7 protein-coding genes are annotated in these 9,592 nt (G+C 41.7%); all 7 read right to left on the bottom strand.

Going from position 1 to position 9,592, the window contains the following annotated elements:
• Positions 1–2,701: hypothetical protein (locus KUL10_RS09630; protein ID WP_146216774.1), on the bottom strand; the 2,701-nt coding region annotated here is incomplete at its 3' end.
• A gap of 23 nt (positions 2,702–2,724) precedes the next feature.
• Positions 2,725–4,578, bottom strand: coding sequence for a hypothetical protein (locus KUL10_RS09625; protein WP_110428701.1), 1,854 nt, complete (start codon positions 4,576–4,578; stop codon positions 2,725–2,727).
• A gap of 284 nt (positions 4,579–4,862) precedes the next feature.
• Positions 4,863–5,744, bottom strand: a complete 882-nt coding sequence (gene hflC, locus KUL10_RS09620; protein WP_110428700.1) for a protease modulator HflC — start codon at positions 5,742–5,744, stop codon at positions 4,863–4,865.
• 3 nt (positions 5,745–5,747) lie between these two features.
• Positions 5,748–6,899 carry an FtsH protease activity modulator HflK gene (hflK, locus tag KUL10_RS09615; protein ID WP_110428699.1) on the bottom strand — a complete coding sequence of 384 codons (1,152 nt, stop codon included), beginning with the start codon at positions 6,897–6,899 and terminating at the stop codon, positions 5,748–5,750.
• 96 nt (positions 6,900–6,995) lie between these two features.
• Positions 6,996–8,285, bottom strand: a complete 1,290-nt coding sequence (gene hflX, locus KUL10_RS09610) for a ribosome rescue GTPase HflX (protein ID WP_110428698.1) — start codon at positions 8,283–8,285, stop codon at positions 6,996–6,998.
• Between the two features lie 45 nt (positions 8,286–8,330).
• Entirely contained in the window at positions 8,331–8,573 is a 243-nt protein-coding gene (hfq, locus tag KUL10_RS09605; RefSeq protein WP_110428697.1) for an RNA chaperone Hfq, read from the bottom strand.
• Positions 8,574–8,653: 80 nt separating this feature from the next.
• Positions 8,654–9,589 carry a tRNA (adenosine(37)-N6)-dimethylallyltransferase MiaA gene (miaA, locus tag KUL10_RS09600; RefSeq protein ID WP_110428696.1) on the bottom strand — a complete coding sequence of 312 codons (936 nt, stop codon included), beginning with the start codon at positions 9,587–9,589 and terminating at the stop codon, positions 8,654–8,656.
• Positions 9,590–9,592: the final 3 nt, after the last annotated feature.

Genomic DNA, 9,592 nt, shown 5'->3' with positions numbered 1-9,592 from the left:
GATTATCAGCAGTGCTTGCCGTCACTACTTCAAAGCTTTGTGGACAACTTGACACACCGACTGAATGAGTCAGGCTTATCGCATTGCTTGAAAGCAAAATATCTATTGGATCGATAACCACTTCCAATGACAAGTTGATAGAAACTTCTTGAGTGGCTCCGCTAATTTCACTGATAGCGATTGCAGTTAATTGGCCGGAGTAGTTTGCGACACGCAACTGGGCGCAATTAAATTGAATTTGTATCTCCTGTTGTGACGCAGCAGTGTTACCACTATTTAACACATTCACGACAGGAGCAATACTCCCAGTCACCTCTAGACTTTCAAATCGAAACGCCCTATTTTCAGTAATACTGGCCGTTACCACTTCAAAATCATTGGGGCATGATGAAAAGCCAACTGAATGACTCAAAAAGAGGGATTGTGCTGACAAGCTAACTTCTATCGGCTCAATGAACACTTCTAGTTCGACTGGGAAAACCTTTTGCGAAATAGCACCCGAATCAGACTGAACGGCATCTACAATGATTTCACCTCGATAAATACCGGGAGTAAGATCAGCGCAATTGAAACTGCTTTCTATCGAGTGACTCAACGCAGAGGACGCCAAGTTAGCGCTTATAACCATGATTTCACTCAATTCTTCACTTAATCTAACATCGCGAAGCGAAAAGAATGCTTGATCACTGCTGGTAATTTCAATGCTTTGGAAGCTTTGAGGACATTGACTAAGGCCTACGTTATGGCTTTGCGATAAACCTAGCGTGTTGCTCTGTAAAGATAACACGCTGATATCGACGTTAAATCGACGTTGTGCTTGCACGTTTAATTGTGATACCTCATCAACCAAGTTAAGGCTGATATCAGCAAAATAAGCGTTATTATTCAGAGTAGGGAGTGCTTCACAGTTAATTAATATTTCAATCGTTTGTTGCTTAGTCACGTTGTTGAAGCTGCTCGCTTGTAAACTAAGAAACCTTTGAGCAGAACCTCTTAATGATAAGTCTTCGATTGCAAATGAGTTTTGGCTAGTCAGACCAACTGAAAATTCACCGATGACTGCTTGGCACGCGTCTACACTTGGAACATATAGTAATGAATTTGAAACTTCAAAAAGTGTCCCTGTTAATGACAGTGAACTTTGCGTCTCATCTTGTGTGCGTCGGGCAAGTTCAAGAATACGTAAATCGTCACCTTCATCACGCTCAAAAAGTGTCGTGCGCTCTATCTGACCTTGATTAGTCAACACCCATGGCATTTCGTTTGGCCCTGTAGCCACTTTCAGCACATTGGCTTTATTGGTTTGCACAAAGTTTTGTTGATCAGCGCTATAGACCTTCAAAAGAAAGTTAGTATCAACAATAAAAACTTGCCCATTTTGCCCAAGGCTAATGTCGAGTGCTTGGCCTGCAACCCGTTGACAGGAAAGCAGTTGAGTACACTTAAAAATATTCTGTTGATTATCGAGATACCATAACTCATTGGCTTGCTGAGAAAATGCAAATTCGACAACATTGTCAAATAGCTTGATTGGCGCTAATGAAGCACGGTCCAAACGAAACAAACTTAAATCGGGTGCAAGCAGAAGTAGACCATTGTTGGGACCACTTTCGATCTCTGTGTAAAAACCGTCCAATGGTTCTTCGTTCCAACCCGACTCAGACAAGCTCAGTAATTTACGCCCCTCGCTGATTGCGAAGACATTCCCAAGAGAATCAATATTTACATCACTGATGCGCCCCGCAATCTGTTGAAATGAGCGAGTGCGATTTGACCATAATGCGAAACTAAACTCTGATAGCTTTGCGATTACCCTCCCATCAGGACCAATAATAATATCTTGAGCGGCTTGGTTAACTGCGCTGAAATCAAAATTTAAAATCAACTCGGGATCTTGTGGACCTTGTGAACCGCCATCTCCATTGGGTTCAGATGTATTGATACCATCATTTATATCTCGGTCACCCAAAAAATATAACAGGCCATCGCTTCCCAGTCGCCAAAACTCATCTTGTTCACTTATTTCTATCTGTTTAGAGGGTGCGTTTGATGCAAACAATTGCCAATTTGTTTGCTCAGCGTCCCATTCATAGATTTGCTCATCTAAACCAACCATCAGTGTTCGTTGATTGGCAGAAATGTTAATATCCATTGCTTTTCCATCAACGCCAAGCCACTGGTTTGGAATAAGTCTTGAAGTATTCGAAGCGCCATCGATGGCCCAATGACGCGCTTGTTCCGAGACAAATACCTTGCTGACCTTGCCAACCAAAACATCAAGCAATTGCATTTGAGCATTATAAATTTCAGTGTCACCTGAATCGCGCACAACCCCTAGATTGCCGTTATTTGATAAATCAATGTGTGAAACATTTGAGAGGTATTGTTGCCAGTTGCCGTTGTCAAACTTTACCAATTGATTGCCGGTCGTGATCCCCCAAAAGCTATTTCTATCAATCACCTCGATGGCGGTTAAATCAGCGTTAATCGTTTGAATCGCTTCGCCTGAAGCGAATTTTATAAATGAAGCACCATCACTTTTAATAAATGCAATTGTTCCGTCGGCAGCCACGCTGAAGCTCACTGCGTCATCGATGTCAGCAACAACTTGCCAATTCGTGCTTAACACTTGAGCATATGCAGTCGGTATCACAAGGATACAAACAAGAATGCTCAATATTGCACGCAATAGCTTACGCATCTAAAGCTCGAAATAAAGCTTAGTTAATAAAAGATAAAGTCTAGTGCGCCCTTAAGTCTCTTTGCATGAGTATCTCTGGTATGCCAATTTTCTAATTCAAAGTCGTTCGTTTTGAACTCTTGAACTAAGGTATTTGATTGAGTAATTGCTAGAGCATCTGAAATTGTCGATCTTGGCACAAACCAGTTTTGATTGCGCTTTTCGAAAGCATTAACGGTTCGCTCGAATTGACTAAGACTTTCTTCTCGCTCATTTCGTTTTTGTTCTGATTCGTTTACATAATGAGTCCGTCGAGGTGTGAGCAATATCACAACTGACTTACGAAACTCTCTTGTACCCTGTTTACTAAATAAATATTGTAATACCGGAATATCGCCTAAAATTGGTACGCCGTCTCTCGACAATTCACTTTCTTCTTCTGTTAAACCACTCAACACCAGCGTTTCACCAAAGTTCATAACAACGTTAGCATTGACCATCGTTTTAGAGGTATCTAGCCTAAATTCAAAAACAACTGAACTGCTTGGTGTGGTTAAAAATGTTCTTTCGGCCTCAACCTCTAAACGCACTTTATCATCGCTTAAAAATTTTGGTTTTACTGCGAGTTTGACACCTATTTCTCTATTAATTGATACTGCAGAACCGTCACCACCAGAGACTGCAGCACCGATGACGTTTACACCAGAAAAGAATTCAGACGTTTCGCCTTCAAGCGCAATCAAAGATGGTCTAGCCAAAATTTCGTTGCGCCCAGAAAGGGTATTAAAAATATTCAGCGAATAGTTTACTGAGGGCATCGAAATTAAATTAGTAATTGCTGATGAATCTGAAGCTGAATCCCCGTAAGTACGCAAACGATCAAAACTGATACCGGGTGTATTTGATAAGGGGTCTCCAAATTGTAAAGACAAACCCGATAGTAGATTCATTCCTTTGGTGGTACTGACATCCTCTTGTGTTCTAATAATGACGACATCCACAACCACCATATCATTGGCGCGCTCTTGGTCAGATGCAATTTCGTTACCTTGTGCTCTAGGAGGTGGAATAGCACCAGGTACAATTGGACGCGAACCATTTGTTCTCAGCTGAGCCGGTGTATATTTACCAAACTCATGTGCTCGCTGCCACGCGTTTACACGGTGATCTAAGTGCGCTACAACTTGGGGTTTTTGAATGCTTTGTTTAAGCTTTTGTAAGAACTTTTCGGAATGCTCTGTTCTGCCAAGTGCAGCATTGGTCACCACAAGGGCTCTATTTAATTTGTTGCTATCAATGTCCGCTTGACTGTCATCAAGTTTAGTTAATGCCCCCAAGGCAGTATATGGATCATTTGCATAATAGGAACTATAAGCAAGATCGTAGAGTAATTCTGGGTCAGTATCGTTTAATATCGCCGCCTCTGCTAGAGCAGCTTGAGACTCTACAAATCGTCTTTGGTCTTTGTAAGCAAGGCCCAAATAGTATTTTGCAAGCCAATTTGAGTTGTCAAACTTATAAGACAGTTGGTAACCTTGTTCTGCCATCTGAAATTTTTCAGTATCGCCATCTACAGCCATTAGATGGTAAGTCAATCCATTTAACAACTGAATATATGAATTACTAAGATCAAGCCTGAGTGCAGCATTGAAAAATTCTGACGCGGTCTCTAGTTCACCATTATCGATTGCTTCAATACCCTTTGCGGTTAATTGGCGAGAGCTCGAATTAAGCGTATTTTTATCAATCAATGGATAAAGATCAGCATTGATTGATATTGGAGAGTAATCTTGAGTAATGTCTTGGGTAAACCTTGTTGCGGCAGATTTATCACTTGTACTTGTGCAACCTACAAGCAGTGAACTTAAAATAAAACAAATGGCGAGTTTAGTGTGCATGCTTAGCTCCCTAGCATATTTGCCAATTTGTCTTAGTGCTCAAAATCACTTATTGGCTTTTAGTTATTAAGCTAAGACTAACCTCTATTTTGATTAAAATACAGGCTATCAAAGTCTATAGTTAAAAATTTGTTATTTTTTTAATGTGGAACCATCGCAAAGCTATGTATGATTTAAACTTAAGTATAGGAAGAACACTAGGTCTAGATGAGTTAGCAAAATATCAAAAGCAAAAAAAAGCCACTGATAATCAGTGGCCATTTTAATCAAAGCGTAACTTAGCACTAGCGTTTAGTGCCACCCGAGTTCATATATTTAAAGAAGTCACTATCAGGCTCAATCACAAGCACGTCTTGTTTGTTATTAAAGCTATTGCGATAGGCATCCATGCTTCTTAAGAAGCTATAGAACTCTGCATCCTTAGAGAACGTATCAGCGTAGATTTTAGCAGATTGTGCATCACCTTCACCGCGTAATTGACGAGCGTTTCGCTCTGCATCCGCGAGCATGATCGTCACTTTTGCGTCAATGTTAGCGCGAATAATTTCGCCCTGCTCTTTACCTTCTGAACGATACTCTCTTGCTGCGGCTGCACGTTCTGCGCGCATACGCTCAAAGATTGAATTATTGACTTCTTGAGGTAGGTTAATCTGCTTCACACGCACATCAATGATTTCGATACCTAGCTCGTCTGACGAACCAGAAGCTTGCTTCATGGCTTCATCCATTAATTCAGAACGCTCACCCGATACGATTTGATTAATCGTACGAGAACCAAACTCTGAACGCAGTCCGTTGTTCACTTTTTGCTTTAAAAGTGTTTCTGCTTGCAGCTTATTACCGCCAGTTGAAAGGTAGTAACGCGCGAAGTCCTGAATGCGCCATTTGACATAAGAGTCAACTAACAAGTCTTCTTTTTCGCTGGTAACAAAACGGTCCGCTGACTCATCAAGTGTCTGAATACGAGAATCAAGGGCCTTAACTTGATCAAAAATAGGTAACTTGAAATGCAAACCTGGCTCGAATACCTCAGTGATACCTTCATCAGTTTGTTGCACTTTACCAAATCGGATGACAATTGATTTAGTGCCTTCTTTAACGACGAAGATAGAACCAAAACCAAACAATACGGCAATGATGACAAAAATAGCGATAGCATTCTTCATGTCTTAGTTTCTCCCTTGTCTAAGTGTGCCATTGGTAGGCGAATTAGAGCGGCTGTTAATAAGTGCTTCAACTGCCTCACTATTTCTAAGCCCTTCGATGGTGTTTCGTGCTCTATCGCGATCAGCTTGAGACTGCGTTACTGGGCGATCCATAATTTTATCTAACGGAAGGTACATCATGTTGCCACTGCCTTCTGTATCAACCATTATCTTTGTGGTGCTAGCAAAAACTTGCTCCATCGTTTCTAAATAAATACGCTGACGTGTGACTTCTGGTGCAGCGACATATTGAGGAAGAAGCTCTTCAAACCGAGCAACCTCACCCTGTGCTTCCAAAATTGAACGCTCTTTGTAAGCTTGCGCTTCTTCGTTCATACGGTTGACTTGTCCACGCGCTCGTGGCTCAATTTCTCTAGCATAAGCTTCAGCTTCACGGATAAAGCGCTGCTGGTCTTCTTGTGCAGCAATTGCATCATCAAAGGCAGCTTTAACTTCCGTTGGTGGACGGGCGTTTGTGAAGTTCATATCGATGATATTTATACCCAAGTTGTATGGGCCAACAATCGCTTCCATTTCTTCAAATACACGCTGACGCGCAGCCTCACGACCATCTGTTAGCACGTCATCCATTTTTGAATGACCCACGACGTATCGAATCGCACTGTCTAGCGCTTGGCTAATAGAACGTTCTGGATCTGTAGTAGCGAATATCCAACGGTATGGGTCGGTTACTCGATATTGCATTTCCATTTCAACGCTTACCATATTCTCATCTTCAGTCAGCATTGAGCCTCTTGAATTTTGGTCGCGGATGGTTTGTACGTTAACTGGAATAACGGTATCAATAAACGTAGGCTTCCATTGAAGACCCGGTTGGGCCAAACCATGATTTTCACCAAACCTAAGAATAACACCTAGTTCAGCTTCTTTAATTGTGTAAAACCCGCTTAGCCCCCAAACAATCACTAGGATACCTGCAATAATGCCTGCACCTGCTCCGAATAAGTTCTTACTAGGTCCGCCGTTGCCGCCAGACTTTCCAAACTTACCAAAGATGTTTTTCAAGACATCGTCTAGGTCAGGTGGACCTTGCTCTTTGCCACCACGATTTTTCCACGGGTCGTTATTATTTCCACCCGGCTCATTCCAAGCCATATTTACACTCCGAAATTAACTCAATTAAAGGTTTATACTAGTGTATTTGACGAATAGATTTTATATCCGTCAAAATAGTTTCGTTACAATTTATGTCTAATTTACCTTGATATAGGTTGCGAGACGATGCTCAAACTGTTTGTCGATTCGATTCCAGTCACTTTCTTGCATTTTTATGTCAACTACCCAGTCGCCGTTATCTGCATATTCTTGCGCTGTTATACAGTTTAGACCATATAACACCCCGCGCAATTTTCCTTCGCTCGCAGGGACTTGCAACTTATATTCGACCATTTGTTTATGTAAACATTCAGTGAGGGCGATTTTTAATAATTCAATCCCTTTACCTTGCTGTGCAGAAAGCCATACACGAATAGGTCGCCCTGTTTCATCACGGTCGATCTTAGGAGAAACACCTTCCATGCGGTCTATCTTATTGCAAATCACTAATTGTGGCACTTCGCCCGCATCGATTTCTTCTAAGACTAAATTTACCTGATCGGTATATTGCATGTGCTGGTCGTCCGAATAATCGATCACATGCAACAATAGGTCAGCTTCTTGTGTTTCTTGTAAGGTCGCTTTAAATGCAGCGACAAGATCATGGGGTAAATGTCTTATAAACCCTACCGTATCGGCTAAAATTGCTTGACCTATTTCGGCAAGCTCAATTTTTCGCAATGTAGGGTCTAGCGTTGCAAACAATTGATCCGCGGCGTAGACGCCTGCCTCGGTTATGGTATTAAACAGGGTTGATTTACCTGCATTGGTATAGCCAACAAGTGATATTGTGGGGATTTCAGCACGTTGACGCGAACGCCTTCCTTGATCTCGTTGTTTCTTTACTTTTTCTAAGCGTTTTAAGATGGCTTTTATTCGCCCTCTCAAAAGTCGCCTATCGGTTTCTAGCTGAGTCTCACCAGGTCCTCTTAAGCCTATCCCACCTTTTTGTCGTTCTAGGTGAGTCCAACCTCTGATTAATCGTGTTGAAATATGACGCAATTGTGCAAGTTCAACCTGTAACTTACCTTCATGAGTTCTGGCTCTTTGTGCAAAAATATCTAGTATTAAACTGGTACGGTCTAGCACTTTGCATTGAATCAAGGCTTCAAGGTTTCGTTCTTGTGACGGAGATAGTTGGTGATTGAAAATAACAACATCGGCTTCTAAAGCTTTTACGGTCGACGCGATTTCTTCAGCTTTACCACTGCCAATATAATATTTAGCATGGGGGGCACTACGAGATGTAGTCATAACAGTCGCCGTGTTGACGCCCGCTGAACTCACTAACATTTGTAGTTCGTTTACATCTTCTTTATTTTGTTCATCAGAAAAGTCAACGTGCACTAAGACGGCATTCTCGCCGCCTGCATAACGCTCAAACAAATAAAACTCCGGGGGTGTTTGTCAGATAGGCTCGCAAACTACTCATTAATCGCTTTGACTGTCACCATCGTTGCTCGGCATAACAATTGCGCGAGAAGGAACAACGGTCGAGATTGCGTGCTTATACACCATTTGACTCACAGTATTTTTAAGCAGGATGACAAACTGGTCGAAGGATTCAACCTGTCCCTGCAATTTAATGCCATTCACCAAATAGATTGATACGGGGATCCGCTCTTTTCTTAAGGCGTTTAAGAACGGGTCTTGTAGTGATTGACCTTTAGCCATTAGATATCCTTCGTTATTATTATTTAGAGATAAGTGTGGAAAACAGTCACTTTTCATCAGTGTACACGATTAAAACGCGATCATGAACCCAAATTTTTGATAATAATATCAATATTATCAACTGCGTTTGTTTCAAGTTGAGTGACTTCATCCCAACCGCGCAACCATGTGATCTGACGTTTTGCTAATTGACGCGTGGCGATAATGCCTCTTTCACGCATTTCATTTGCATCGAATTGGCCGTCAAGGTACTGCCACATTTGCCTATAGCCCACACAACGCATCGACGGCATATCTAAGTTGAGCGTACCTCGTGCACGCAGTGCTTCAACTTCATGCTCAAAACCATTATTTAACATGATATCAAAACGCGATTCAATGCGTTTGTGCAGGACTTCTCTGTTTGTCGGCATAATTGAAAATTGCTTAAATTTTATACCCGAAACAGTGTCATTTTCGGCTTGCAATGCTGTCATGGTTTTTCCGCTAATTCTATAGACCTCAAGTGCTCGGGTGATTCGCTGAGTATCATTCGCGTGAATACGCAGGCCGCTAAAAGGGTCAATCTCCGAGAGCTGAGCATGCAGTTTTTCAAGTCCTAGCTCTTTAATTTCAGATTGAATTTTCCCACGAACGTCTGGATCGCTTTCAGGAAGCTTCGATAAACCTCTTACCAAGGCATTGAAGTACATCATGGTACCACCAGCTAAAATTGGGAGTTTACCTCTTGCAGATATATCGTGGATCAAAGACACGCAATCATTCCGAAATTCAGCAACTGAGTACGCCTGCTCTGGTTCAATGATATCGAGTAAATGATGTATAACTCCTTCTTGCTCTTCTTTATCGGGTTTTGCCGTACCAATATTCATGTGTTTGTAAATTAGAGCTGAATCAACACTAATGACCTCCGCGTCAAGTATATTAGCCAACTCTATAGCTAGACCTGTTTTTCCAGAAGCGGTAGGCCCCATAATGCTAACAACTGAAATATCTTCGGTACTGCTATCGTTCATGTC

Source organism: Glaciecola sp. KUL10, from assembly GCF_003203515.1.
Lineage (GTDB): Bacteria > Pseudomonadota > Gammaproteobacteria > Enterobacterales > Alteromonadaceae > Glaciecola.
This window is presented reverse-complemented; position numbering and strand designations above follow the sequence as displayed.